General features: G+C 45.9%; 38 protein-coding genes. All 38 read left to right on the forward strand.

Annotation, left to right across the window (positions count from 1 at the left end; all coding sequences use genetic code 11):
• Positions 1 to 229, forward strand: a 229-nt coding sequence (gene tuf / locus VX941_06750) for an elongation factor Tu (GenBank protein MEE2933107.1), incomplete at its 5' end; no start/stop codon positions are given.
• 29 nt (positions 230 to 258) lie between these two features.
• A complete protein-coding gene (rpsJ, locus tag VX941_06755) occupies positions 259 to 567 on the forward strand; it encodes a 30S ribosomal protein S10 (GenBank protein MEE2933108.1) in 309 nt (102 codons plus the stop codon).
• Positions 568 to 595: 28 nt separating this feature from the next.
• On the forward strand, positions 596 to 1,393 hold the full coding sequence (rplC, locus tag VX941_06760; GenBank protein MEE2933109.1) for a 50S ribosomal protein L3: 798 nt from the start codon (positions 596 to 598) through the stop codon (positions 1,391 to 1,393).
• Positions 1,394 to 1,399: 6 nt separating this feature from the next.
• Complete coding sequence (gene rplD, locus VX941_06765) at positions 1,400 to 2,020, forward strand: 50S ribosomal protein L4 (protein MEE2933110.1); 621 nt, start codon at positions 1,400 to 1,402, stop codon at positions 2,018 to 2,020.
• A gap of 14 nt (positions 2,021 to 2,034) precedes the next feature.
• On the forward strand, positions 2,035 to 2,343 hold the full coding sequence (locus VX941_06770) for a 50S ribosomal protein L23 (protein MEE2933111.1): 309 nt from the start codon (positions 2,035 to 2,037) through the stop codon (positions 2,341 to 2,343).
• Between the two features lie 4 nt (positions 2,344 to 2,347).
• Positions 2,348 to 3,181, forward strand: a complete 834-nt coding sequence (gene rplB / locus VX941_06775; protein ID MEE2933112.1) for a 50S ribosomal protein L2 — start codon at positions 2,348 to 2,350, stop codon at positions 3,179 to 3,181.
• A gap of 17 nt (positions 3,182 to 3,198) precedes the next feature.
• The gene (gene rpsS, locus VX941_06780) at positions 3,199 to 3,477 is read left to right on the forward strand and encodes a 30S ribosomal protein S19 (protein MEE2933113.1); all 279 of its coding nucleotides are present in this window, start codon (positions 3,199 to 3,201) and stop codon (positions 3,475 to 3,477) included.
• A gap of 18 nt (positions 3,478 to 3,495) precedes the next feature.
• Positions 3,496 to 3,876 carry a 50S ribosomal protein L22 gene (gene rplV / locus VX941_06785; protein ID MEE2933114.1) on the forward strand — a complete coding sequence of 127 codons (381 nt, stop codon included), beginning with the start codon at positions 3,496 to 3,498 and terminating at the stop codon, positions 3,874 to 3,876.
• Entirely contained in the window at positions 3,876 to 4,550 is a 675-nt protein-coding gene (gene rpsC, locus VX941_06790) for a 30S ribosomal protein S3 (GenBank protein MEE2933115.1), read from the forward strand. Before rplV ends, rpsC begins: the two co-directional genes overlap by 1 nt.
• Before the next feature lie 24 nt (positions 4,551 to 4,574).
• On the forward strand, positions 4,575 to 4,988 hold the full coding sequence (gene rplP / locus VX941_06795) for a 50S ribosomal protein L16 (protein MEE2933116.1): 414 nt from the start codon (positions 4,575 to 4,577) through the stop codon (positions 4,986 to 4,988).
• 11 nt (positions 4,989 to 4,999) lie between these two features.
• The gene (gene rpmC / locus VX941_06800) at positions 5,000 to 5,203 is read left to right on the forward strand and encodes a 50S ribosomal protein L29 (protein MEE2933117.1); all 204 of its coding nucleotides are present in this window, start codon (positions 5,000 to 5,002) and stop codon (positions 5,201 to 5,203) included.
• A 3-nt stretch (positions 5,204 to 5,206) separates the two neighbouring features.
• Positions 5,207 to 5,443, forward strand: a complete 237-nt coding sequence (gene rpsQ, locus VX941_06805) for a 30S ribosomal protein S17 (GenBank protein ID MEE2933118.1) — start codon at positions 5,207 to 5,209, stop codon at positions 5,441 to 5,443.
• Between the two features lie 26 nt (positions 5,444 to 5,469).
• Positions 5,470 to 5,838, forward strand: coding sequence for a 50S ribosomal protein L14 (rplN, locus tag VX941_06810; protein ID MEE2933119.1), 369 nt, complete (start codon positions 5,470 to 5,472; stop codon positions 5,836 to 5,838).
• Positions 5,838 to 6,155, forward strand: a complete 318-nt coding sequence (gene rplX / locus VX941_06815) for a 50S ribosomal protein L24 (GenBank protein ID MEE2933120.1) — start codon at positions 5,838 to 5,840, stop codon at positions 6,153 to 6,155. The genes rplN and rplX overlap by 1 nt, the downstream gene beginning before the upstream one ends.
• Before the next feature lie 9 nt (positions 6,156 to 6,164).
• Positions 6,165 to 6,767 (forward strand): 50S ribosomal protein L5, encoded by a 603-nt coding sequence (gene rplE / locus VX941_06820; protein MEE2933121.1) that lies wholly within the window; start codon positions 6,165 to 6,167, stop codon positions 6,765 to 6,767.
• A 7-nt stretch (positions 6,768 to 6,774) separates the two neighbouring features.
• Positions 6,775 to 7,080 (forward strand): 30S ribosomal protein S14, encoded by a 306-nt coding sequence (rpsN, locus tag VX941_06825; protein MEE2933122.1) that lies wholly within the window; start codon positions 6,775 to 6,777, stop codon positions 7,078 to 7,080.
• A gap of 13 nt (positions 7,081 to 7,093) precedes the next feature.
• Positions 7,094 to 7,492, forward strand: a complete 399-nt coding sequence (rpsH, locus tag VX941_06830) for a 30S ribosomal protein S8 (protein MEE2933123.1) — start codon at positions 7,094 to 7,096, stop codon at positions 7,490 to 7,492.
• A gap of 24 nt (positions 7,493 to 7,516) precedes the next feature.
• Complete coding sequence (gene rplF, locus VX941_06835; protein ID MEE2933124.1) at positions 7,517 to 8,056, forward strand: 50S ribosomal protein L6; 540 nt, start codon at positions 7,517 to 7,519, stop codon at positions 8,054 to 8,056.
• A 12-nt stretch (positions 8,057 to 8,068) separates the two neighbouring features.
• Positions 8,069 to 8,431, forward strand: a complete 363-nt coding sequence (rplR, locus tag VX941_06840; protein ID MEE2933125.1) for a 50S ribosomal protein L18 — start codon at positions 8,069 to 8,071, stop codon at positions 8,429 to 8,431.
• 13 nt (positions 8,432 to 8,444) lie between these two features.
• Positions 8,445 to 9,038 carry a 30S ribosomal protein S5 gene (gene rpsE, locus VX941_06845; protein ID MEE2933126.1) on the forward strand — a complete coding sequence of 198 codons (594 nt, stop codon included), beginning with the start codon at positions 8,445 to 8,447 and terminating at the stop codon, positions 9,036 to 9,038.
• Positions 9,031 to 9,219, forward strand: a complete 189-nt coding sequence (rpmD, locus tag VX941_06850; protein MEE2933127.1) for a 50S ribosomal protein L30 — start codon at positions 9,031 to 9,033, stop codon at positions 9,217 to 9,219. The genes rpsE and rpmD overlap by 8 nt, the downstream gene beginning before the upstream one ends.
• A 34-nt stretch (positions 9,220 to 9,253) precedes the next feature.
• Positions 9,254 to 9,826, forward strand: a complete 573-nt coding sequence (gene rplO, locus VX941_06855) for a 50S ribosomal protein L15 (protein MEE2933128.1) — start codon at positions 9,254 to 9,256, stop codon at positions 9,824 to 9,826.
• A 50-nt stretch (positions 9,827 to 9,876) separates the two neighbouring features.
• Entirely contained in the window at positions 9,877 to 11,220 is a 1,344-nt protein-coding gene (secY, locus tag VX941_06860; GenBank protein MEE2933129.1) for a preprotein translocase subunit SecY, read from the forward strand.
• A complete protein-coding gene (locus VX941_06865; protein ID MEE2933130.1) occupies positions 11,217 to 11,804 on the forward strand; it encodes an adenylate kinase in 588 nt (195 codons plus the stop codon). The genes secY and VX941_06865 overlap by 4 nt, the downstream gene beginning before the upstream one ends.
• Positions 11,805 to 12,014: 210 nt before the next feature.
• Positions 12,015 to 12,386, forward strand: a complete 372-nt coding sequence (rpsM, locus tag VX941_06870; protein ID MEE2933131.1) for a 30S ribosomal protein S13 — start codon at positions 12,015 to 12,017, stop codon at positions 12,384 to 12,386.
• A gap of 6 nt (positions 12,387 to 12,392) precedes the next feature.
• Complete coding sequence (gene rpsK / locus VX941_06875; protein ID MEE2933132.1) at positions 12,393 to 12,788, forward strand: 30S ribosomal protein S11; 396 nt, start codon at positions 12,393 to 12,395, stop codon at positions 12,786 to 12,788.
• A gap of 99 nt (positions 12,789 to 12,887) precedes the next feature.
• Complete coding sequence (locus VX941_06880) at positions 12,888 to 13,904, forward strand: DNA-directed RNA polymerase subunit alpha (protein ID MEE2933133.1); 1,017 nt, start codon at positions 12,888 to 12,890, stop codon at positions 13,902 to 13,904.
• A gap of 37 nt (positions 13,905 to 13,941) precedes the next feature.
• Positions 13,942 to 14,367: a 50S ribosomal protein L17 gene (gene rplQ / locus VX941_06885; protein ID MEE2933134.1), complete on the forward strand. Its 426-nt coding sequence runs from the start codon at positions 13,942 to 13,944 to the stop codon at positions 14,365 to 14,367.
• A gap of 99 nt (positions 14,368 to 14,466) precedes the next feature.
• Entirely contained in the window at positions 14,467 to 15,885 is a 1,419-nt protein-coding gene (locus VX941_06890) for a Do family serine endopeptidase (GenBank protein MEE2933135.1), read from the forward strand.
• 324 nt (positions 15,886 to 16,209) lie between these two features.
• Complete coding sequence (locus VX941_06895) at positions 16,210 to 16,371, forward strand: hypothetical protein (protein MEE2933136.1); 162 nt, start codon at positions 16,210 to 16,212, stop codon at positions 16,369 to 16,371.
• 16 nt (positions 16,372 to 16,387) lie between these two features.
• Complete coding sequence (locus VX941_06900) at positions 16,388 to 16,726, forward strand: P-II family nitrogen regulator (GenBank protein ID MEE2933137.1); 339 nt, start codon at positions 16,388 to 16,390, stop codon at positions 16,724 to 16,726.
• Positions 16,727 to 17,146, forward strand: coding sequence for a fluoride efflux transporter CrcB (crcB, locus tag VX941_06905; GenBank protein ID MEE2933138.1), 420 nt, complete (start codon positions 16,727 to 16,729; stop codon positions 17,144 to 17,146).
• A gap of 7 nt (positions 17,147 to 17,153) precedes the next feature.
• Complete coding sequence (locus VX941_06910; protein MEE2933139.1) at positions 17,154 to 18,116, forward strand: RluA family pseudouridine synthase; 963 nt, start codon at positions 17,154 to 17,156, stop codon at positions 18,114 to 18,116.
• Positions 18,117 to 18,121: 5 nt separating this feature from the next.
• Positions 18,122 to 18,817, forward strand: coding sequence for an HAD-IA family hydrolase (locus VX941_06915; protein MEE2933140.1), 696 nt, complete (start codon positions 18,122 to 18,124; stop codon positions 18,815 to 18,817).
• A 79-nt stretch (positions 18,818 to 18,896) separates the two neighbouring features.
• Positions 18,897 to 19,601 carry an ATP12 family protein gene (locus tag VX941_06920; protein ID MEE2933141.1) on the forward strand — a complete coding sequence of 235 codons (705 nt, stop codon included), beginning with the start codon at positions 18,897 to 18,899 and terminating at the stop codon, positions 19,599 to 19,601.
• Positions 19,598 to 21,130: an acyl-CoA carboxylase subunit beta gene (locus tag VX941_06925; protein MEE2933142.1), complete on the forward strand. Its 1,533-nt coding sequence runs from the start codon at positions 19,598 to 19,600 to the stop codon at positions 21,128 to 21,130. Before VX941_06920 ends, VX941_06925 begins: the two co-directional genes overlap by 4 nt.
• Before the next feature lie 111 nt (positions 21,131 to 21,241).
• Positions 21,242 to 22,279, forward strand: a complete 1,038-nt coding sequence (locus tag VX941_06930) for a threonine aldolase family protein (protein ID MEE2933143.1) — start codon at positions 21,242 to 21,244, stop codon at positions 22,277 to 22,279.
• A gap of 4 nt (positions 22,280 to 22,283) precedes the next feature.
• Positions 22,284 to 24,257, forward strand: a complete 1,974-nt coding sequence (locus tag VX941_06935) for an acetyl/propionyl/methylcrotonyl-CoA carboxylase subunit alpha (GenBank protein MEE2933144.1) — start codon at positions 22,284 to 22,286, stop codon at positions 24,255 to 24,257.
• Positions 24,258 to 24,292 lie beyond the last annotated feature (35 nt).

Below are 24,292 nucleotides of genomic sequence, written 5' to 3' on the forward strand. Positions count from 1 at the left end.
GCATACGCCATTTTTCTCAAATTATAGGCCGCAATTTTATTTCCGAACTACAGATGTCACGGGTACGGTGGAGCTTCCAGAAGGAACAGAAATGGTAATGCCTGGGGACAATATTTCTATGGGTGTAAACTTAATTGCGCCAATTGCTATGGATGAGGGTTTGCGTTTTGCAATTCGCGAAGGCGGCAAAACTGTTGGCGCTGGTGTTGTAACCAGTATTACTGAATAACTGTTTTACAACGCAGTGAGGGCGAATTTATGGACAGTCAAAATATCCGCATCCGATTGAAAGCTTTTGACCATCGAGTTCTCGATCAGTCGACTCAAGAGATTGTGAATACCGCCAAACGAACCGGGGCGGGTGTGCGAGGCCCCATACCGTTGCCTACGCGCATAGAAAAATTAACAGTGTTGCGTTCGCCTCACATTGATAAGAAAAGCAGGGAGCAGTTTGAGGTGCGGACCCACAAGCGGCTTCTTGATATCGTCGACCCGACACCGCAAACAGTCGATGCCTTGATGAAGCTCGATTTAGCATCAGGTGTTGATGTGCAGATCAAGCTTTAATTAAAGTTTGATCGCGAGGGAGAAAAAGATGCGTACTGGATTGTTAGCAAAGAAAATGGGTATGTCTAGGGTATTCATGGACAATGGCACCCATGTGCCCGTTACTGTTCTTAGGGTAGATGATTGTCGTGTCGTCGCTATTCGGAAGGCTGATGTAGAGGGCTATGATGCAGTTCAATTGGGTAGTGGTGCGGCCAAATCAAAGAACACAACGAACGCATTGCGGGGACATTTTGCCAAGGCAAAGGTAGAACCCAAACAAAAATTGACTGAGTTTCGTGTTAGTGGCGATGCAATGCTCGACGTGGGAGCTGAATTGACTGCGTCGCATTTTGTGAGCGGTCAATATGTAGATGTAGTCGGCGAAAGTATTGGTAAAGGTTTTGCTGGCGCCATGAAGCGACATGGGTTCGGTGGCCTGCGTGCTAGTCATGGAGTTTCGATCTCGCATCGCTCTCACGGGTCAACTGGGCAATGCCAAGATCCGGGGAAGGTTTTTAAAGGCAAGAAAATGGCTGGTCATATGGGGGCTTCACAGGTAACAAGCCAAAACCTGAAAGTTGTAGAGACTGATCCTGAGAATGGGTTGATAATGATTAAAGGGGCTGTGCCCGGGTCCAAAGGAGCCTGGGTTAAAGTACAGGATGCAGTCAAAAAAAGTTTGCCGGAAGAGGCTCCGTTTCCCGCTGGTTTGAGAGATACGGGACTATCTTCGGAAGATAATGAGGCAAACGATGTGCTGGATGCCGTTCAGTCTTCCGGTGCCGACAATATCCCATCTGAAAAGGCTACCAGCGCGGACAGCCAGAAACCGGGAAAGGGCTGACGGCAGATGAAAGCGAAGATCATCACCTTAGATAATAAAGCCGTAGGAGATATCGAACTCAAAGACGATATCTTTGGTGCGGATGTTCGGCAAGATATACTCTCGCGGATGGTGAATTATCAGCGCGCTAAAAAGCGGGCGGGGACGCATAAAGTAAAGACCCGGGGAGAAATACGAGGAACGACGGCGAAGCCTTTCAATCAGAAGGGCAGTGGTCGAGCCCGGCAAGGTTCGGTAAAAGTCACCCAAATGCGCAGCGGTGCAACAGTGTTTGGTCCTGTTATTCGTTCTCATAGCCATAAGCTGACCAAAAAAGTGCGTAGGTTAGCGCTGCGTTCTGCATTGTCAGCCAAGCAGGCTACAGGTGCACTCGTGATACTTGACAGCGCTGAACTTAAGCAAGGTAAAACGAAAGAACTTGTAGGTAGATTTGAAAAGCTTGGATGGGGGCGCGTACTGATCGTTGGTGGCTCGTCGGTGGATAAGAACTTTTACCTCGCTGCTCGTAATATACCAAATGTCGATGTTGTGCTAAGCGAAGGAGCTAATGTTTACGATATATTACGGCGGGATACTCTAGTTTTAACGAAGGATGCCGTGAAAATGCTGGAGGCACGCTTGTCATGACTTGGAAGCATTATATTGGCGAAAAAAGGGTTACCAAGGAGCGGCAGTATGAACTTATCCGCACCCCTGTAATCACGGAAAAGGCAACTTTAGGAGGTGAACATGGACAAGTCACTTTTAAAGTGCCAATGAGTGCCACGAAGCCTGAAATTAAGGCTGCGGTGGAAGCTCTATTCAATGTGAAGGTTAAGGCGGTTAATACATTGCGCCAAAAGGGTAAAATAAAGCTCTTTCGAGGTCGGGCGGGGCGACGCAATGACACCAAGAAAGCCATCATTTGCCTTGAAGATGGTCACTCAATAGACGTGACGACAGGGGTTTGAGAAAATGGCATTGAAAAGCTTTAATCCTATAACGCCAGGCATGCGGGAATTGGTTCTTGTAAATCGTTCTGATCTTTATAAAGGTGAGCCGGTGAAAGAGCTAACGCAAGGTCTGCCGAAAAAAGGTGGGCGTAACAATAAAGGCCGTGTAACGGCAAGGCGTCGCGGTGGTGGACACAAGAGAAGATATAGAGTTATAGATTTCAAGCGAAATAAGCTGGATGTTGCAGCTACGGTAGAGCGTATTGAATACGATCCGAACCGCACTGCATTTATAGCGTTGATTAAATATAATGATGGAGAGAAAGCTTACATTTTAGCCCCGCAACGCGTTAGCCCGGGAGACAGCGTGATGTCCGGTGCTGGGGCAGATATAAAGCCCGGCAATGCGTTGCCTTTAAATTCGATCCCTGTAGGGACCATAATCCACAATGTGGAAATGAAGCCCGGCAAAGGTGGGCAGATTGCCCGGTCTGCTGGTACATACGTGCAGCTAGTAGGCCGGGATCAAGGTTACGCCCAAATCAAGCTGAGTTCTGGTGAATTGAGAATGGTTCGTGGCGAGTGTAAGGCCACTGTCGGTGCGGTATCAAACCCTGATCAAGCGAATATTTCACTTGGAAAAGCAGGTCGCAAACGTTGGCTTGGGAAGCGCCCGCAAGTGCGCGGCGTTGCCATGAACCCGGTTGACCACCCCCATGGAGGTGGCGAAGGGCGAACCTCGGGTGGTCGCCACCCGGTCACACCTTGGGGTAAGCCAACCAAGGGTAAGAGAACAAGGAACAAGAAGAAGCCAAGTGGTAAGCTTATTATTCGACGTCGTGGCCAAAGGCGATAGCTAGGGGAGTTTAGAAAGTGGCACGTTCAGTTTGGAAAGGACCGTTTGTTGATGGCTATTTGCTGAAAAAAGCCGAGGTTGTGCGCGGGTCGGGTCGTAATGATGTAATTAAAACATGGTCAAGGCGCTCAACTATACTGCCCCAATTTGTTGGTCTTACTTTTGGTGTTCACAATGGCACGAAATTTATACCGGTCTTAGTTACGGAAAATATGATTGGGCATAAATTCGGTGAATTTTCTCCGACCCGGACGTATTTTGGGCACACGGCTGATAAAAAAGCAAAACGATCATAAGTGTAGCAGGCAGAAATTATGGGCAAATCAAAGTCAAAACGACGACAAGCGGATGATGAAGCTAGAGCTTATGGCAAGTTGCTGCGCGGTAGCCCGCAAAAGTTGAACTTGGTCGCTCAAACGATACGTGGCAAGGCGGCTAACAAGGCACTTGCTGAATTGACGTTTTCACGCAGACGAATTGCTGGTGAGGTTAGAAGTGTACTAGAATCTGCTATCGCTAATGCAGAAAATAATCATCAATTAGATGTCGATAGGCTCTATATAAAAGAGGCAACGGTAGGCAAATCCCTTGTTATGAAACGGTTCCGTCCTCGTGCCCGAGGGCGAGTTGGGCGTATACAGAAACCTTTCAGTAATCTTACAGTCATTGTTAAAGAGCGCGAGGAGTCGGAGTAATGGGTCAGAAAGTAAACCCAATTGGGCTAAGGCTCGGTATAAATAGGACGTGGGACTCTAGGTGGTACGCAGATGGTGAATATGGAGAATTGCTCCATCAGGATCTTGAGTTGCGTAAATACCTTTTCAAAAGGCTGAATCAAGCCGGTGTTTCTAAGGTAGTTATCGAGCGTCCGGCTAAGAAAGCGAGAATTACAATTCATACAGCAAGGCCTGGGGTGGTGATAGGTAAGAAGGGTGCTGATATTGAAGTGTTACGTCAAGATGTCGCAAAAATGACTCAAGGGGATGTGGCCTTAAATATTATAGAAATTAGAAAGCCGGAAATTGATGCCAAGCTTGTGGCTGATAACATAGCCCAGCAATTAGTTCGTCGGGTTGCCTTTCGTCGTGCCATGAAACGTGCGGTTCAGTCAGCTATGCGTCTTGGTGCTGAAGGCATCCGTATAAATTGCGCTGGCCGTTTAGGCGGAGCAGAGATTGCGCGGACCGAATGGTACCGTGAAGGCAGGGTTCCATTGCATACCCTTCGCGCCGATGTAGATTATGGAACGTCAACTGCGCAGACAACATATGGGGCCTGCGGCGTCAAAGTCTGGATTTTCAAGGGCGAGATTTTAGCCCACGACCCTATGGCACAAGATAAGCTTTTACAGGAACAGCAGGTTCGGTAGAGCCTTTGTTCAGGAGATTAAGTAATGCTCAGCCCAAAACGGACAAAATTCCGTAAACAACAAAAAGGTCGGCTCAAGGGATTGGCTAAAGGGGGTTTTAGCCTAAATTTCGGGAGTTATGGCTTAAAAGCTACTACCCCAGGTCGTGTGACAGCTCGCCAAATAGAGGCTGCAAGGCGTACGATTACTAGGCATATCAAAAGGGCGGGTCGCGTTTGGATACGGATATTCCCGGATGTTCCTGTTAGTCAGAAGCCTGCCGAAGTTCGTATGGGTAAAGGTAAGGGGACGCCGGAGTATTGGATGTGTCGAGTGAAGCCGGGTCGAGTGATGTTTGAGCTGGATGGTGTTGAAATGGATATAGCGCGAAGAGCATTTGAACTAGCGGCCGCAAAACTGCCGGTTAAAACTCGGTTTGTTTCGCGTCTTGGTAGCTAAGGAGCGTTGCAATGAAGGCAGCTGATGTGAAACAAAAATCTAATGACGAATTAGCAGAACAGTTGATAGATTTGCGCAAGGAATCCTTTAATCTGCGGTTTCAGCGGGCAAGTGGGCAATTAGAAAATACCGGCCGCGTACGGCAAGTTCGGCGAGATATTGCTCGTATAAAGACCGTGATAAAAGAGCGGTCAATGAGTGGCAAGGGAGAGTAGGCGATGTCAAAACGGATTTTGCAGGGACGAGTTCTGAAAGATGCTAAAGATAAGTCCGTGGTAGTTCGAGTCGAGCGGAAAGTGAAACACCCGCTCTATCAAAAATTTATCCGACGGTCGAAAAAATACATGGCGCATGATGCGGGCAATCTCTGTAAAGCCGGAGATTTCGTGCGCATTCAAGAGTGTCGACCAATTTCCAAGCGGAAGAATTGGGAAGTATTAACCGAATCTGCATGAATTCATGAGTAGGGGAGCGCTGGACCATGATCCAGATGCAAACAAATCTTGATGTGGCCGATAATTCAGGCGCGCGACGTGTTCAATGTATTAAAGTACTTGGGGGGTCGAAGCGCAAGACGGCGGGCGTCGGCGATGTGATAGTTGTATCCGTCAAGGAGGCTATTCCGCGTGGTCGTGTAAAAAAGGGAGAAGTTCTTAAGGCGGTTGTTGTGCGTACTGCTAAAGAGGTTCGAAGAGATGATGGGAGCGCTATAAGATTTGACCGCAATGCTGCAGTGTTAATCAATAATCAGAATGAACCAATCGGCACCCGTATATTTGGACCCGTAACTAGGGAACTGCGGGCGCGTCAGTTTATGAAGATCATATCATTGGCGCCGGAGGTTTTGTAATGGCAGCGAAGATTAGAAAAGGTGATAAAGTAGTAGTTCTTTCAGGCCGCGACAAAGGTAAATCTGGGGAAGTTGTTAAACTTGTCCTAAAAGAAAAACGAGCATTCGTGCAAGGAATAAATGTTGTAAAGCGCCACACAAAACCCAGTCAGACCAATCCTGGCGGCATCGTCGACAAAGAGCTTCCAATTCATTTGTCTAATTTGGCAATCATTGATCCAAAAGATGACAAACCAACCCGTGTGGGATTTAAAAGGCTAGAAGACGGTCGTAAAGTCCGGTTCGCTAAACGCTCCGGCGAAGTGATTGATAGTTAAGGTGTTGTGATGGCTGAAAAAAATTATATACCTCGTTTGAAACAGCTTTATCGGGAAAAATTGCGTCAACAGATGACGAGTGCCTTCGGCTATGCGAATCCCATGGAAATTCCAAGGCTAGAGAAGATAGTTGTAAATATGGGTGTTGGTAGTGCAGTCTCTGACTCAAAAAAAATCGGCGCTGCCTGTGATGATTTGGCAGCAATCACGGGTCAGAAACCACAAATCACAAAAGCGAAGCAGTCAATTGCAAATTTCAAGCTGCGCGAAGGGGTTTCGATAGGAGCTAAGGTTACACTGCGTCGCGACCGTATGTATGAGTTTCTGGACCGGTTAGTGAACGTGGCGTTGCCGAGAGTCCGGGATTTCCGTGGTTTGTCAGCAAAAAGTTTCGATGGCAACGGAAATTATTCGATGGGATTGAAAGAGCAAATTGTTTTTCCAGAGATCGACTATGATAGGGTAGATACGATCCGTGGAATGAATGTTGTTATTTGTACTACTGCAAATACAGATAATGAGGCGCGTGAATTGTTGCGCGGTTTTAATTTACCATTTCCGAAAAATGACAAACAGAAAAATGCCAGCGATGTTGGCACAAATGGGGAATAGTCTAGCTATGGCTAAAAAAAGTGCAATTGAGAAAAATAGGCGCCGGCGTAGAATTGTTGCCAAGTTTTCGGCAAAAAGAAATACGCTGCGCGCCATCGCTAATGATCAAAAATTACCTGCTGAAGAGCGGTTTGAAGCTCGGTTAAAACTCTCTCAGTTGCCCAGAAATTCGGCGCCAACCCGCATCCGGAATAGGTGCGAAATGACGGGTCGGCCGAGAGGGGTATACCGAAAATATAAAATGTCCCGTATTTCATTGCGGGATCTCGCGTCTACCGGGCGTATCCCCGGTATGGTCAAGTCAAGCTGGTAGGAGGCACGCATCAATGACGATGAGCGATCCCTTAGGTGATATGCTTACGCGTATCCGAAATGGACAGCGTAACAGTGCTGCAACCGTTATCTGTCCCGCATCGAAGCTGCGAGCTAATGTCCTGGATGCGCTCAAGCGCGAAGGATATATTCGCGGTTTTAGTTGGGCCGAGTTGAGAACTGGTATTCAGGAGCTTACAATTGAACTGAAATACTATGAAGGCGAGCCTGTTATCAAGGAAATCTCAAGAATTTCAACTCCAGGCCGACGTATTTATTCTCGGATTAAGGATTTACGTCGGGTTTATAATGGGCTCGGGATTTCTATTTTATCCACGCCTTATGGTGTTTTATCAGATGCGGAAGCGCGCGAAAAAAACGTAGGTGGTGAAGTATTGTGTCAGGTTTTTTAGGTGCAGCGGTGGTGGGAGTGAGTTATGTCTCGTGTAGGTAAAAATCCAGTTGCAGTGCCCGAGGGCGTTGACGTAACCATCAGTGGTGCCATGTTAGTGGCCAAAGGGAAGCTTGGTGAGGTGATGATTCCTTTGCATGAGGCTGTAGCGCTAAAGGTCGAGAAAGATTATGTTACGGTGGTACCGCAGGACAACTCAAAGTTAGCACGGTCACTATGGGGAACTATTCGTAGCCTAGTTAATAGTGCTGTGACTGGTGTATCGGTCGGTTTTACCAAAAAACTAGAAATCAATGGTGTTGGTTACCGAGCCCAATTGAAAGGCAAGTTGTTGAACTTGCAGCTAGGGCATAGTCACGACATTGATTTTCCTATTCCAGACGGTATCGACATTAAGATTGAGGGAGATCGTCAAAATATTATAGCCGTCAGTGGCGTGGACAAGCAAAAGGTAGGACAGGTAACCAGCAAAATACGAGGTTTTCGGAAACCCGAGCCCTACAAGGGTAAAGGAATAAAATACGTTGACGAATACATATTGCGTAAAGAAGGCAAGAAAAAATAGAAGGCAGTTTATATGTTGAGTTCTAGGAAACTATTTGAAAGACGAAGACGACGAAACCGTTATAACCTTAAGCGCAGCGCTAGAGGTAAAGCCCGGTTATCGGTCTTCAGGTCGAAAATGCATATTTATGCCCAAGTTATCGACGACAGCACGGGCCGCACAGTTGCAGCGGCATCCAGTGTGGAAAAAGAGCTTCGTTCTAAGGTAAAGAATGGCGGCAATAAGAAAGCTGCATGTGAAGTCGGGTCGCTGATTGCGCAAAGAGCGAAAGATGCGGGTATATTGAATGTGGTTTTTGATAGGGGTGGTTATGCCTATCACGGACGAGTTGAAGCATTAGCTAAGGCGGCCCGTGACGGCGGGCTGGCCTTTTAGGGGGAATAGGAGTATGGCGCGGGAACCGCAAGGTAGAGGTCGTGGGCGTGGACGAGGTCGTGGGCGGGACGAACAACGGGACCAGCCAGACCTGATTGAAAAATTGGTAGGGATCAATCGTGTTGCAAAGGTGGTAAAAGGCGGTCGCAGATTTGGTTTCTCTGCGGTGGTAGTGGTCGGTGACGGCAAAGGACGGGTTGGCCATGGCGTTGGAAAGGCTCGTGAAGTTCCCGAGGCCATCCGAAAAGCTACAGAAAGTGCTCGTAAGCGTCTTATCAGAGTTCTCCTACGTGAAGGCAGAACCTTACACCATGATGTACGTGGGCGTTTTGGGGCAGGTAGAGTGGTTGTGCGCAACGCTCCTCCTGGAACAGGTATCATCGCTGGAGGCCCAATGCGAGCAGTGTTTGAAGCTCTCGGCATGCAAGATGTAGTTGCAAAATCGGTTGGGACCTCTAACAATCAAAATATGATCAAGGCTACTTTTGATGCTTTGTCAAAATGTTCCTCTCCTCGTCTTGTTGCTAGTAAACGTGGAAAAAAGGTAGGAGAGATCGTGGGACGGCGCAACGATAGAGATATGGTGAAGGACATGAGCAATGGCTAGTAAGATTGTTCGTATTACTCAAGTCGGGAGCCCTATTAGGCGCAAGGCAGATCAGCGGCAAACCCTTAAGGGGCTCGGGCTTAACAAAATGCATAAGACTAGAGAGCTTGAAGATACGCCATCGGTGCGCGGCATGATCGCGAAAGTAAAACATTTGGTACGGGTTGATGACGCTGGCTAATGCCAGTTTTTTGATCTTTGGAGGGGTCGGTGCAATGCGGCTTAATGAAATTGCTGACAATCGCGGTGCTAAGCATAACCGCAAACGCGTGGGTAGAGGCGAAGGGTCTGGCACAGGCAAGACGTCAGGGAAGGGGCAAAAGGGACAAAAGTCCCGAAGTGGTGTAGCCATTAAAGGGTTTGAAGGAGGCCAAATGCCATTGTACCGGCGGCTTCCAAAGCGCGGGTTTACCAATATTTTTCGAAAACAGTTCGTTGAGTTGAACATCGGTCAACTTCAAGCTGCTGTAGACGCAGGAAAGTTATCTGCGGATAAAATTATTGATGGAGAGGCGTTGTTGTCGGCTGGGGTTATACGTCGATTAAAAGATGGTGTTCGATTGTTAGGAAACGGCAAACTCAGTGCTAAGCTAAAGTTAAATGTTGCAGGCGCAACACGTCCTGCGATCGCAGCTGTTGAGAAAAACGGAGGTGAAGTTACTTTTACGGTTGGTGCGATAGAGCAAGATCATTCGCCAAGTATCCGAAAAAAAAGTAGTGTTTCAAAGAAAAAAGCTGGCAAACTAGAAAAACCTAATGATCAGGACTCTGTGTCGGACAAAGGATAATGAGAAACTATTCGATTTGTGGGTCAGCTTTATAGACTGAAAGAACAGATATGGCATCAGCCGCGGAACAATTAGCCTCGAATTTTAACTTTGGCGCCTTTAATAAGGCAACAGAGCTTAAAAAGCGTATATGGTTTACGCTTGGTGCGTTGGTAATCTATCGGCTCGGTACTTATATTCCTTTGCCTGGAATTGATCCACAGGTTATCCGAGATATTTTTGATCAGGGCGCTGGGGGCATCACAGATATGATGGACCTCTTTACGGGGGGTGCGCTCGGTCGTATGAGTATTTTTGCACTTAACATCATGCCCTATATTTCGGCCGCTATTATTATGCAGCTTTTACAATCGACAGTGCCTAAGTTCGAAGCTATGAAAAAAGAAGGCGAGCCTGGGCGTAAAAAACTTAATCAATACACCCGTTATGGCACAGTTTTCTTGGCTACTTTTCAAGCTTATGGCCTTTCTGTGGGTGTGGAGGGGATCGCTTCCGCATCTGGTGCCGCAGTACTTGCACCCGGGTTCTTTTTTCGGGCCACGACTGTAATATCCTTAGTTGGTGGTACGATTTTTTTAATGTGGCTAGGGGAACAGGTTACTCAGCGCGGCGTGGGTAATGGTATTTCATTAATTATCTTTGCAGGCATTGTTGCTGAGCTGCCATCTGCTCTTGTTGCTACGATGGATCTTGGGCGAAGGGGAGTGCTATCGGCGCCAATTATCATTGGTATTCTGGTTCTCGCTGTGGTGGTCATCACGGTAATAGTCTTCATTGAGAGGGCACAGCGCCGCATAGTTGTTCAATATCCGAAGCGTCAAGTAGGTCAAAAAATGTTTGGGGGTGAATCGTCGCATATTCCCCTCAAAGTTAATACTCCAGGAGTTATACCTCCTATTTTCGCCAGCTCTATTTTACTGCTTCCCTTGTCAATATTTCAATTCGCAGGTAATTCAGGTCCGGACTGGCTTAATACCATGATTGCGTGGCTGGGGCGGGGGCAGCCTGGGTTCATTGGTTTGTATATATTGTTTATAGTTTTCTTTACTTTTTTCTATACTGCAATCGTTTTTAATCCGCAGGAGACTGCCGATAATTTACGTCAACACGGTGGGTTTGTGCCCGGAATACGGCCTGGTAAAAATACTGCTGAATACCTTGATCATGTGCTCACCCGATTGACTGTTCTGGGTGCGATATACCTTGTAATTGTTTGTATAATTCCTGAATGGTTGATCTCACAATTCAACGTTCCATTTTATTTTGGTGGAACAAGCCTTTTAATAGTTGTCAGCGTTACTATGGATACTGTTGGGCAGGTACATTCACATATGTTAGCTCACCAGTACGAAGGTTTAATCAAAAAGTCGCGGTTGCGAGGGCGGCGAGGATGAACATAATACTGCTTGGTCCGCCTGGTTCTGGTAAGGGTACCCAAGCAAAACGATTAGAAGAGTGTTTCGGATTCTTACAGATTTCTACTGGTGAAATCCTTAGGGAAGCAGTCATCTCTGGCAATGAGTTGGGAAAAAAAATTAAAGGCACCATGGACGCGGGGGAATTAATTCCTGACGAACTTGTTTTGGAGGTTATTAGAGACAGATTAGCCGAGCCGGATTGTAAGAGAGGTATCGTGTTCGATGGTTTTCCTCGCACGGTTGCGCAGGCAGAGGCTTTGGAAGACATTAAAAAATCTAAAGGTGAAACGATAGATATTGTGATAATGCTAGATGTTGATGATGAGGCTCTAATGACGCGCATTGAAGAAAGAGCAACTAGGGCCGGGATAGATGAGGCGCGTTCGGATGATACGGTTGAGATACTTAAACATCGATTGCAAGCATATCGTGTTTGGACTGCGCCGATTATACCGTTTTATGCTGACCGCGGTATTTTGGAACGTGTTGATGGAAGGAAGGACATAAAAGAGGTTGGTAGGACAGTAAATAAAATAGTGAATTCGCTCAAGAGTAATTGAGAGTGATTGACAGGAAAGGATCATTTCCTATAATCCCGCGGCCCCAAGTTTTGTAAATCGGTGCGGGTGTAATTTTACGGGAAACAGGATTTTTGCCGGGAACTGGTGGTATGACCATTAACTTTTGTATCTTGTGACTTTTAAATAGGTGTGTGTACTTAAATCAGTTTCGATGACAATGTTTAAGATGGGATTTATGAGGATCAGACAGTGGCGCGAATAGCAGGTGTAAATATACCGACTCAAAAACGGGTCGAAGTCGCTTTGACGTATATCTTTGGTATTGGTCGGCAGAAGGCCGGAGAGATTTGCGCAAAGTGTAACATTGCTTCTCAGACACGGGTAAATGAGTTAAGTGAACAAGAAGTCATAGGCATAAGAGAGGTCATTGACAAGGATTACGTGGTTGAAGGAGACCTCAGGCGAGAAACAGCAATGAACATTAAACGGTTAATGGACTTGGGAACTTTCCGTGGCTTACGTCATCGTAAAGGTCTGCCGGTTCGTGGCCAACGTACTCACACCAATGCAAGGACTCGAAAAGGTCCCGCCCGCGCAATAGCGGGTAAAAAGAAGGCGTAATATAATATGGCGAAAACAGCAGTAGCAAAACGGGTTCGAAAGCGCGAACGCAAAAATATAACGTCGGGCATTGCTCACGTTAACGCTACTTTCAATAATACCATGATCACCATTGCTGACGTGCAAGGCAATACCATAGCTTGGTCTTCGGCAGGGGGCATGGGTTTTCGTGGCTCGCGGAAATCAACTCCGTATGCTGCCCAAGTGGCCGCCGAAGATTGTGGTAAGAAGGCGATAGAACACGGCATGAAGACATTGGAAGTTCGCGTCAAAGGTCCTGGATCAGGAAGAGAGTCCGCCCTTCGCGCCCTGCAAACTGTTGGATTTAATATTACAGCTATAAAGGATGTAACCCCGGTGCCGCATAATGGTTGTCGGCCACCTAAGCGCAGACGAGTATAGCAAACTAATAGATTAAGCGACATCCAGATTTAGGCATGTCATGTCTGGGCTGGTGTTTATTTTATTTGAATAAATTACGAGACTTGAGAGGGTACCAACGTGATCCAGAAGAATTGGCAAGCACTGATTAAACCGAACAAGCTCAATATAGAGGCTGGTGTTGACACGTCCCGCGTAGCAACTGTGGAGGCAGAGCCTTTAGAACGGGGTTTTGGCTTAACACTTGGAAATGCGTTGCGGCGAGTGCTTCTGTCATCGCTACAGGGAGCAGCGGTTACATCGATCCAAATTGAGGGCGTTCTGCATGAATTTTCATCAATCCAAGGTGTTCAAGAAGACGTCACCGACATAGTGCTAAATGTAAAGGCATTGGCACTTCAGCTCCATAGCGAGGGGCCAAAAAGAATGACCCTTTCTGCCAAGGGTCCTGGTCCAGTGACAGCTGCTCAAATTGATACAGGACACGATATAGAGGTTATGAATTCTGACCTAGTAATTTGTACACTTGATCGTGACGCAAGTATTAATATGGAGCTTGTAGTTGAGACCGGCAAAGGCTACGTCGCAGCAGCAATGAATAGGCCTGCTGATGCGCCAATAGGCCTGATACCTGTTGACTCCATCTTTAGTCCTGTAAGAAAAGTGTCTTACAAAGTTGAAAATAGTCGTGTTGGGCAAGTTACGGACTATGATAAGCTACTGATGCAGTTAGAAACAAATGGTACTGTTACGCCAGACGATGCTGTGGCGCTTGCAGCCAGAATATTGCAAGACCAGTTGCAACTCTTCATTAATTTTGAAGAACCTGCTGCTAAAGTGGAAGAGGAGGTTCCGTCTGAGCTTCCATATAACAAACACCTTCTCCGAAAAGTGGATGAGCTTGAGTTGTCAGTGCGTTCGGCTAATTGCTTAAAAAATGATAATATCGTTTACATAGGCGATCTTGTTCAGAAGTCTGAAGCTGAAATGCTTCGCACTCCAAACTTTGGACGTAAATCACTCAATGAGATTAAAGAGGTGCTTACACAGATGGGCTTGCATCTTGGTATGGAGGTAGTTGATTGGCCACCAGACGATATAGAAGATATGGCAAAAAAACTCGAGGAGCCCTTTTAATCAGTTTAGTTCTGAGAGGGGTATAGGAGCACATTCAATGCGACACCGTATGAAAGGGCGTAAGCTGAACCGTAAATCACAGCATCGCCGTGCGCTTTTTGCTAACTTGGCCGTTGCTCTTTTAAAGCATGAACAAATCAAGACTACTCTGCCCAAAGCTAAAGAGCTTAGTCCCTTAGTGGATAAGTTGATCACGCTCGGGAAAAAGGGGCGATTGCATGATAGAAGACGTGCTTTTGCGATGCTTGGTGATGATATGACTACAGCTAAACTTTTTGAGACACTGGCCCCTCGGTATAAGGACCGGTTTGGGGGCTACACGCGCGTGCTTAAAGCTGGATTTCGGTATGGGGACTCGGCAGCAATGGCGGTAATAGAGTTAGTTGATCGCGACCCTGAGGTAAAGGGGATGAACTCTGGGCCGCGATCTGACGATGAATCGGAGACAAGTGAGGAGGGTTGAAATAACTCATGACACTTTTTCACAATGTAAAGCCGACTATTGTATAGTCGGCTTTTTTTAATATTTTATTCTAGATCAATAAGAGGTCTGCATAGTTTTATGAGTCGATCGCCAGCTAAATGTTACTTTTTTCTACTATCAGTGATGATTGGAGGCGTTATCTCTGACTCACTAGCCGAACCTATTCCTGTGCCTTCTTCTAGGAAACAAATCTCGCTCTCATTCGCTCCGGTAGTACGGGAGGTTGCCCCCGCAGTTGTAAACATCTACGCCAAGCTAATGCGCAAGCAGCGAACAAGATCACTGTTTGATGATCCCTTTTTTAGACGTTTCTTCGGTGAAGGTGTTCCTTTCGGGGAAAACCGGAAAAGGCTAGAGAAGTCACTTGGCTCTGGTGTAATTGTCAGAAATGATGGGATTGTCGTAACGAACTATCATGTAATAAAGAATGCTCAGGAAATTAAAATAATTCTCTCTGACCGACGCGAATTTGATGCAAAAGTAATACTCAAAGATAGCAAGACAGATCTTGCAGTTCTTAGTATTGAAATTGAAAGTGAAGATTTGCCAACTGTCTCATTTGGTAATGCCGATGCCCTGCAAGTCGGTGATTTAGTAATAGCAATCGGTAATCCCTTTGGTGTTGGGCAAACTGTTACAAGTGGTATTGTTTCGGCATTGGCAAGAACCAATGTTGGTATATCGGACTTTCGTTCTTTTATACAAACAGATGCTGCTATTAATCCGGGAAATTCAGGTGGCGCATTAGTAGATTTAAACGGGCAGTTAATTGGTATTAACACAGCAATTTTTTCTCGTGAAGGTGGCGGGTCAGTAGGAATAGGATTTGCTGTACCCAGTAATATGGTTCGTGCTGTTGTTGAAACCGCAATGTCTGGAAAGCCTCTAGTTAGGCCCTGGTTATCTTTTATTGGCACTGCTGTTACCGCTGATATGGCGGAGGCCTTAGGCCTTGCGAGGCCAACAGGTGTTCTGGTGGAAACCACTTATCCAAAAGGGCCCGCAGAACGCGCAGGAATTAAACGCGGAGACGTTATCACCCATATTGAGGATTTCGCTGTCGAGGATGAATTTGCATTACGATTTCGGCTTGCTGCACGGCCAATCGGGAAATCGGCAGAACTCCGTTTTTTGCGGAAGGGAAAAGCCAGAAAAGCTAAATTTATATTAATAGCTCCTCCGGAGATTCCTCCGCGGAATACAACTATAGTTCAGGGCTTAAATCCTTTCGCGGGCTTGAAAGTAGTAAATCTGTCACCTGCGGTAACTGAAAAACTCGGCATCAGGACATTTTCCCAAGGTGTAATGATAAGTGCAATCTTGCGTGCATCCCCGGCCATTCAGGTTGGATTTTTACCGGGTGATATTATTCTCAAAGTGAATGGGCAGGTTATCAAACGCGTCAAGGATTTAGGGAAGATACTTAATGTAGCGGACTCACCGTGGAATATTAGCATAAAGCGTGGGAAAAAGACCCATAGTTTTCGCCTAAGATAACGGTCTAAATAAGAGCTCTTCCATTTGCAAGATAACTACGTCTGTCGCAGGTATTAAAATTCTGATCCCCGCAAACGTGATCCGCAGGGCTTTTTCTGCGAAGTTCTTATTTGCCTGCTGGTCGGCATCATACCTAACAACCGATCCTTTTGCAGGCGCATTACTTAGCAAAGGCGGGACCATCTGTTGGGCAGCGTATCGTGGGCCATTATCTCTGATCCCACCGCATGATAAATCAGCGTGAGGCACTGAGTTCTAGTTTCTGGTCGAGCAGAGATTGTGGTAAAAAGTAATTATAAAATATCCATGTAACAGAGTGTATCCATGTCTCAAGGTAGAATAAAATATGCTCTTATTTTATTGAGTGCAATTATAACCTTTTTTATTATTAAATTTACAACTATTCTAGTCGGGCTTAGGGTTGGAAAAGAGGCTGAGACTGAAGGTCTTGACCTCGCCGAACATGGCGAGCGCGGCTATAATTAGGCGAGAGGGAAAACGTATGAAACATGTAATAGCGATCATCAAGCCTTTCAAACTTGATGCTGTGCGGGAGGCTCTATCAGCTTTGGGCATCGAGGGTATGACCGTATCTGAAGTAAAGGGTTTCGGGAGGCAAAAAGGACAGACGGAAATATATCGTGGTGCTGAGTATGCTGTTAACTTTGTTCCAAAGGTTAAGCTGGAGATTGCAGTCGACGACAGCCTTGCTAATCAACTTATCGATACAATCCGCGAAACCGCACAAACTGGCAATATAGGCGATGGAAAGATATTTGTTTCCGATGTAGCTAGCGCCGTTCGTATCCGAACTGGAGAAACCGGCGTAGACGCATTGTAAATGTCTAATATACGGCGAGTTCATCGGACCAAGATATCGCTCAATCTTGCAATCGCTGCAGCTGTTGGGGGCGCATTGGGAGCAGTGTTTAGGCATTTGGTTGTTCAACAAACTGAAAACGTTTTTGGCACAGAAAGTCCTTGGGGCACCTTTATGGTGAACACTATAGGTTCGTTTATTCTTGGTGTCGCAATTGAGATATTTGCATTGATATGGACGCCCGGGCAAGCATTCCAGGTAATGATAACAGTAGGCCTCTGTGGCTCCCTAACCACATTTTCCGCATTTTCTATGGATTTAGTGATACTCTTTGAACAGGGGCTTTTTACAAAAGCAGGGATATATTTGTTGGCGTCAATCATATCGGGGGTCATGGCCTTTTTGGCTGGTATGGCTTTGATCCGAGTTATCAATACGTGAGAAAACGATGTCTCGGGTAGATCATCGAACAGTATCAGAAAACGATAATGGGATAAGACTCGATCGCTGGTTTCTTCGTCACTATCCTGGCCTATCTCATGGAAAGTTGCAGCAGTTTCTCAGAACGGGCCAAGTACGCCTAGATAGGAAACGCGCAAAAAGCGGCCAGCGTCTGAAGACCGGACAGATCGTTCGCGTACCACCTATCCACGAATCAGCCGCGGACAATCGTAAAAAAGGAAGTAGTATTAGCACATCTGATCAAGCATTTATAAGAGGCTTGGTGTTAGCCGAGGATCCTTTATTTTTTGCACTTAATAAGCCCGCTGGTATCGCAGTTCAGGGCGGTAAAGGGAATAGGCGTAATCTCGATGTGTTACTGCCCGGCTTGGTTGGATCTAATGAGGAACGCCCACGCCTAGTGCATAGGCTGGATAAAGATACCAGTGGTGTATTGTTGATAGCTCGCTCTGCAATGGCGGCAGCAAGAATCAGCAAGTGTTTTCGTCACCGAGAAGCAAAAAAGCAATACTGGGCACTCGTCGCTGGTGTGCCGAACCCACCCCGAGGAGAGATTTGTTCATCAATTAAAAAGGTTTTCAGCGGAAAAATTGAGCGTGTTCAGCCTACTAAGAAACTTGGCCGAACGGCGCTGACACATTATCAAACTATCGAGACAATGGGTCGTCTTGCCTCGTGGGTGATACTTTACCCCATAACAGGGCGCACCCATCAATTACGTGTTCATATGGCAGAAATAGGAAACCCTATATTGGGAGATGGAAAATACGGAGGGAAAAAGGCATTTTTGAACACCATTACATCTCAGATGAATTTGCATGCTAGAGAAATCAAGATACCGCATCCCGACGGAGGAGGTATTATAAGAGTTCAAGCCCCACTGCCTCCTCACATGATTCGGTGCTGGAAATTTTTTGGACTAAATACCGATACCGTATTCGAGACGTAACCCTTTTGGAAATTAAAAATTTGTTCATTCCGCAGAAACATCTAATAGTTTTTGATTGTGATGGTACCCTTATCGATAGTGGCCATAATATCGTTACTGCTATGTGTAAGGCATGGCTTTCAAACGGATTAAAGCCGCCACCAACAAATGCCATTCGTCGGATTGTCGGTCTAAAATTAGTTGAGGCTATTTATCAACTGATGCCGCCAGAATGTGACATTGAGCCTGCTATTCTAGAAAAATCTTACATTAAATCTTTTACCGAATCTCTCAATCGATTAGACTACACGGAACCATTGTATCCTGGAATTCGTCAATGTTTGGAGTCACTTACGGCCCAAGGTTTTCAACTTGGAATAGCTACTGGCAAATCTCGACGTGGTTTGCTTCGAACGTTAAAACAGCATTCTTTAGGCGTTTTCTTCCAGGTGTTAAAAACTGCCGATGATGGACCAGGAAAACCCAGTCCAGATATACTTCTAGATGCTATGGCCGAGATTGGTGTAGAGCCCGAGAATACGGCAATGATTGGCGATACGACTTACGATATAAAAATGGCAACGAATGCTGCAGTGAAACCGATTGGTGTCGATTGGGGTTACCACGATCCTAGTGAACTTAAGAAAGCCGGTGCAAGAATTATTATTAAGGATTGCAGTAGCTTGCCCGACATTTTAAGGGAGATTTGGGATAGTGACTGATGTCGGTTGAGGGGCGTCACTCCGAGCATTAGATAACTGATCTAGCTGGTAGGTTACTCTGAAAAACTCTTTAAAAAACATCACGGTTGTATACCGCAATGGACGGTTCGCTGTAACCTTAGACGGTTCAGCACTAATCACACCCGAGAAAAATCAACTTATTTTGCCAACCAAAAGGCTAGCCTCAGTGATAGCAAAGGAATGGGATAAACAGGAAAAAAAAATTGATACTTTGCTAATGCCAAACACCTGTATGGCATGTACAGCCATTGATAGAGTTTCGCCCGATAAAGAGCCTATAGTAGCTAAGTTACTTGATTATGCTAACACCGATTTGCTTTGTTACCGCGCATCCGGCCCGAATACTCTCCGGGCAAGGCAGGAAGAACTCTGGCAGCCCCTCTTGCATTGGATTGAAAAAAATTTTGCAGCTCCACTGGTTGTCACAGAAGGCGTAATTCCAGTGGCCCAGCCACCGAATAGCTTGAGCCGACTCAAAAATGTGCTTTTGCAATACAATGCCTTTGAATTAGTAGGCCTTGTCAACTTAACCCAAGCGAGTGGTTCTTTGGTTCTCGCTTTGGGAATGGTAGAATGTGAGATAGGGCCTGAATTTTGTATAAAAGCATGCCAAATTGATGATCAATACCAAATCGATTGCTGGGGGGAAGAGAGTGAACTAATGGACCGACTTGATGACCAGGCAAGAGATATTAAGACCTCGGCAAAATTTCTTTCACTTTTAAAAACCGATGGTTGTGGTGATACAGAGGTTTCACGATGAATGACGTAGTTAAACGTATCAAGAAACGACGCGAGGCTTCAATGCTCGGTGGTGGCCAAAAGCGTGTTGACTCGCAGCATTCAAAAGGAAAGCTTACTGCACGTGAGCGCATTGATGCACTGCTTGACGAAGGAAGCCTTGAAGAATGGGATATGTTTGTTGAGCACAGTTGTCATGACTTTGGCATGGGCAGTAAGAGAGTGCCCGGCGATGGAGTGATCACCGGTCATGGAAAAATCAATGGTCGGCCTGTATTTTTTTACAGTCAGGACTTCACGGTTTTTGGCGGCTCATTATCTAGTGCTCATGCTGGTAAAATTTGCAAGGTAATGGATCAGGCAATGAAGGTAGGCGCCCCAGTGATTGGTATAAGTGACTCCGGCGGAGCCCGCATTCAAGAGGGTGTCGCATCATTAGCAGGGTATGCGGATGTTTTTCAACGAAACGTCTTAGCGTCTGGTGTAATTCCACAAATTTCTGTGATTATGGGGCCGTGTGCGGGTGGTGCAGTTTATTCACCAGCGATAACTGACTTTATTTTTATGATTAAGAATAGTTCACACATGTTCGTTACTGGTCCCGATGTTGTCAAAACGGTTACCCACGAAGAAGTTTCAGCTGAAAAATTAGGAGGGGCATTGACGCATACCTCTGCGTCAGGCGTTGCCGATCTTGCGTTTGGGAACGATATTGAAGCTCTGGTTCAGGTTCGCCGGTTTTTCGACTTTATTCCCCTTTCAAATCGAGAAAAGCCACCAGTTCGGCTAACGAATGACCCTCTTGATCGTTTAGAAAGCTCATTGGACACATTGGTTCCCCGCGATCCTAATCGGCCATATGACATGTTTGAATTGATTTATAAAATTGTTGATGAGCATGATTTTTTTGAAGTTCAGCCTGATTATGCCGGTAATATTATCATAGGGTTTGCGCGCTTAGGTGGTGTGCCCGTAGGTATTGTAGCGAATCAGCCTATGGTATTGGCTGGTTGTCTTGATATTGACTCTTCAAGAAAAGCGGCCCGCTTCGTACGTTTTTGTGATTGCTTCGCAATACCGATTATAACACTCGTTGATGTTCCCGGTTTTCTTCCGGGGACAATCCAGGAATACGGAGGTATCATAAAACATGGTGCTAAACTATTGTTTGCATATGCTGAGGCTACTGTTCCCAAGCTTACGGTAATCACACGCAAAGCCTATGGTGGGGCATATGATGTGATGAGTTCTAAGCATTTAGGTGGCGACCTAAATTACGCCTGGCCAAGTGCAGAAATAGCCGTAATGGGGCCAGAGGGAGCAGTAGAAATTATTTTTCGTGAAGAGATAGGAGACCCGGATAAACTCGCGCAAAGGACACGAAGTTATCGTAAAAAATTCGCAAACCCACTTGTTGCTAGTCAGCTTGGTTTCATTGACGACATCATTCCACCTCATAGTACCCGTGCGCGGCTTTGTCGTGGTTTAGAATTACTAGGAAATAAAAAATTAGATAATCCTTCAAAAAAACATGACAATATACCACTTTAGTCTCGTTATACCTGTTTTGGAATTCAAGTTCGGAAAGACAATCTGAAATGCCTGGTCTTTGAAATATCATAATTTAACGAGATTATTTTAAGAAACCGCTTAGGGGAAAGCATGGAAAAAATTAATGTAGATTTGCATAGCGACACACAAACACGGCCCTCGCCGGGTATGAGGGAGGCTATGGCAAAAGCACCGGTTGGGGATGAACAACGCGGGGAAGATCCCAGTGTCAACAAACTGTGTGAAATGGCCGCTGAGTTAACGGGTAAAGAATCAGCCGTATTTATGCCATCGGGCACGATGTGCAACCAAGCGTCAGTATTGGTTCATTGTCAGCCCGGAGATGAAATCATCGCTGACAAGACCTCTCATCTTATAAACTCCGAGTCCGGCGGAGCAGCAGCGCTTGCTGGTGTTCAGATTAAGTCTATCAATGGTAAACGAGGTATATTCACCGCGACGCAGGCCGAGGACGCGGTCAATATGAAGAAACGAAATATTCCCTGTACCCGTATGATAGAGATTGAGCAGACATCAAATGCTGGTGGCGGTTCAATTTGGCCGTTAGAGCAAATTCGCGAGATTGCGGAGATTGCAAGGAAGTTTGGTTTGGTCATGCATATGGATGGTGCCCGTCTGCTAAATGCTGCGGTCGCAAGTAATATCACGGCCGCCGATTTTGCAAAACCCTTTGATTCTCTGTGGGTTGATTTAAGCAAAGGTTTAGGTTGTCCTGTAGGAGCTGTGCTGTGTGGTTCAAGTGACTTTATAGAAAAGGCTTGGAGTTGGAAGATGCGTCTCGGTGGCGCGATGCGTCAATCGGGCATAGTAGCTGCGGCTGGGGTTTATGCACTTGAGAATAATGTGGCTCGGCTTGCTGACGATCATACGCTTGCTAAACGATTTGCCGATAAAATATCTGGCATTGCGGGAATTGAGTTATGGCCTGTAGAAACCAATCTTGTCTTCTTTAGCGTTAAAGAAACCGGGCTGACTGCAAGGATATTTCATGAGAGGCTGCTAGAGAGAGGTGTACGCATAGGTATAAAAAATCAATATGAAATGAGAGCTGTGACACATCTCGATGTCGACTCGGCGGAAATAGCTCAGGCGGCTGATGCTGTAGCCCAAGTTGCAGCAGCAGCTTAGGGCGGTGTTTAATAAAATACTCATTGCTAATAGAGGTGAGATTGCTTGTCGCGTTATTAAAACGGCTAAGGCTATGGGGATCTCAACAGTTGCTATTTTTTCCGAGCAAGATGCGATGGCACTACATGTAGCTATGGCCGATGAAGCTGTATGTATTGGTCCGGCCCCTGCAAGCGAAAGTTACCTAAAAATAGATAACATAGTTGCGATAGCGAAAGAAACTTGCTCTGACGCGGTTCATCCCGGATATGGTTTTTTATCGGAGCAGTCAGAATTCGCTGCTGCCCTTGAGAAGGCGGGTATTACCTTCATAGGTCCCTCCAAAGATGCTATCGGCGCGATGGGGGATAAGATCTGTTCTAAAAAGATAGCGGAAGATGCGGGTGTCTCTACCGTGCCCGGTTACCTCGGAGTTGTTAAAGGTAATACAGAGGCCTTAAAAATTGCGGAAGATATAGGATACCCCCTTATGATAAAGGCATCGGCTGGTGGCGGAGGTAAAGGAATGCGCGTTGCATACAATGCTGCTGAATTAAGTGAGGGATTTCAATTGGCAGCGAATGAAGCGCTTGCGAGTTTTGGAGACGATCGAATTTTTTTGGAAAAATATATAGAAAGACCACGGCATATCGAAATACAGATTTTAGGTGATAAACACGGTAACGTCATTCATCTTGGAGAACGTGAGTGTTCCATACAGCGAAGGCACCAGAAAATTATCGAAGAGGCACCCTCTGCATTCCTGGCTTCGGATACTCGAGATGAGATGGGGGCGCAAGCCATAGCGCTAGCTAAGGCAGTCCAATACTCATCCGCTGGAACGGTTGAATTTATAGTTGATCGAGAGAGTAATTTTTATTTTCTCGAAATGAATACTCGGCTTCAAGTTGAACACCCTGTAACAGAATTTGTTACTGGAATTGATTTGGTTGAACAGATGATTAGGATTGCCGCGGGGGAGAAACTTTCTTTGGGTCAGGAGGATGTTAATTGTGATGGCTGGGCAATAGAGGCACGCGTATATGCTGAGGATCCTACTCGAAATTTTCTGCCTTCAACTGGTCGTTTAACTCAATATAAAGAACCTGTGAGGTCAGCCTCCCTTAGAGTTGATAGTGGTGTTGTTGAGGGTAGCGAGATTTCTATCTTTTATGACCCTCTTATATCAAAAATAATAACCTATGGTGGTAACCGACAAGAGGCTATAGAAAAATTAAGAAAGGCTCTTTCAGTTTACTTAGTTCGGGGAATTGCCCACAACATTCAATTCTTGACGGCGGTAATCTCAAATGATCGTTTTGCGGAAGCAGATTTTTCAACTGATTTCCTTTCAGAAGAATTTCCTGAAGGTTTTACTTCTGAAAAAGCTGTTGGATCGAAAATGGTTGTATTTATTGCGGCAGCTGCTTTTGTTAGAGCGAAGCAAGATAGTCGCATGAATCACCTGAGGTCGAGTTCCTATATTATTCAAAGCACCGATCTTGAAAGCGAAAAAATATCCGTTAAAGCCGAGGTTTCCTGGGATAGCTGTAACGCTACGATCACGGTGGGCGGGAGCGTTCTGTCCTTGCATTCCGATTGGACTCCAGGGTCAGCGATCTTTCAAAGCAACATCGATGGTATTGATCATAACTTTATCCTTCAGGAAAATAAAATCGGCATGAGCCTTACATCGGGTATTTATCGCGCTGATCTTATCATTCTGACGCCTAGTCAATCCCGACTTTATGGTTATATGCCAGCGAATGAGGCGCCCGATCTAACGAAATATCTCCTAGCGCCAATGCCAGGTCTTCTTGTAAGGTTGTCAGTCAAAGTTGGGGACGTTGTAAAGGATGGAGATGAATTGGCCGTAGTAGAAGCCATGAAAATGGAAAATGTGCTACGCTCCGATCGCGATGGAATAATTGCAAAGGTAAACTTTGTGCCTGGAGATAATCTTGAGGTGGATCAAGTTATTTTGGAATATGGCGAATGATGGTTCTTTCAAAATTTCAAAGTGTAAAACGAGAG

This window comes from Pseudomonadota bacterium, assembly GCA_036339585.1.
Taxonomy (GTDB): domain Bacteria; phylum Pseudomonadota; class Alphaproteobacteria; order UBA8366; family UBA8366; genus UBA8366.